This window comes from Microbacterium sp. UBA3394 (assembly GCF_002358725.1).
Classification (GTDB): domain Bacteria; phylum Actinomycetota; class Actinomycetes; order Actinomycetales; family Microbacteriaceae; genus Microbacterium; species Microbacterium luteum.
In genome coordinates this window covers 7,916-9,271 of record NZ_DEPK01000022.1, presented here as the reverse complement: position 1 = coordinate 9,271, position 1,356 = coordinate 7,916, and the positions used below count along the sequence as shown (strand labels likewise).

Here is a 1,356-nt window from a genome sequence, read left to right as displayed (position 1 = left end):
CTTCGTGCGCGCCGCCCTGATCCCCGTCGGAATCGGCGCGGCCCGCGCGGAGCAGTCGCGCGCCCGGCTCGCACCGGACATCGCCCGCCTCCGGGAACGGTGGAAGGGACAGCCGGAGCGCTTGCAGCGAGAGATCGTCGAGCTGTACCGACGCCACGGCGTCTCACCGATCGCCGGATGCCTGCCGGCACTCGCGCAAGCTCCCGTCCTGGGAATCCTCTACGCCGTGTTCGTGCATGCTGACATCGCCGGCGAAGCGAACCTTCTTCTCAGCGGAAGGCTCTTCGGCGCTCCACTGGGGACGACGGTCGTCGGCGCGCTCGGCGACCCGGCGACCCTGCTCGTCTTCGCGGTGCTGGCGATCGTCGTCGCCGTGATCGCCGAGTCCTCGCGTCGCACCGCAGCCGTCTCCGTTCCTCCGGGGATGCCGTCCGGACCGACGAGGCTGGCCGGCGCACTGCACTTCGCCCCGCTCGTGGCCGTCTCCGTTCTGCCACTCGCCGCCGGTGTCTACCTGTGCGTCTCTCTGGCGTGGACGCTCGCGCAGCGCGCCGTCCTCCGACGGTGCTATCCGATCGCGTGAGACGCGAATGTCCCCCGCACACCACATCGAAGATCACCAGCTCCCGGAGGTAACGTTCGGGTCACATTCAGGTCCGGTCTGGCAGACTCTGGGACTTGTGTCTGCTTCTGCCGACGCGGAACGCCGTCATGACGGCGCGGATACCCGATACGGAACCTGGTTTTGATGCACACGAACACGACGTCCTCCCCTGCCCCCAGTCGACGCGTCCGACGCGAGATCGCACGCCGCAATCGTCGACGGCCCGCCATCGCGGCCGCGAGCCTCGCCCTCGGTGTGCTCGCCGTCGGCGCCGTGACCGGCACCTCCGCGGTTTCGCAGGCCTCCGCGTCCTCCACCCCCGCCCTGGCCGCCTACGCGCTCGCGTCGCACACCACCGCCACGCCGGCGCCGACCGGCTCAGCGACGAGCTTCGACCTCGACGACATCAGTGACGAGGCCGAAGAGGCTCTCGTCGCCGCCGCAGATGCCCTCGCATCGGCGGACGACGTCGAGGGCGACGTCGCCGACTCGGGCCTCGACCTCGGTGACGCCGCGACCGACGTCGACACGGATGCGCTCGAGGAGGCCATCGAGGATCTCGACGGCGCTCACCTGCTGCCCTCCCCCGCCGTCGCAGACATGACCGAGGACGTCACGACCCTCATCGCAGCCGTCTCCGAAGACGTCGCCGGCATGCGCGGCAGCCTCGAAGCCGCCGAGCAGAAGAAGGCGGAGGAAGAGGCCGCCGAGAAGGCGCGCAAGGAAGCCGAGGCAGCGGCGGCCGCTGAGGC

General features: G+C 70.5%; 1 protein-coding gene and 1 pseudogene. Both read left to right on the top strand.

Annotated features, from left to right (window positions below; genetic code table 11):
* Nucleotides 1-583 (top strand): YidC/Oxa1 family membrane protein insertase (locus B4E30_RS00935; protein WP_286793102.1); only part of this gene is annotated, 583 nt, incomplete at its 5' end.
* Between the two features lie 165 nt (nucleotides 584-748).
* A pseudogene (locus B4E30_RS00930) lies at nucleotides 749-1,356 on the top strand (lytic transglycosylase domain-containing protein); the annotation flags it as partial.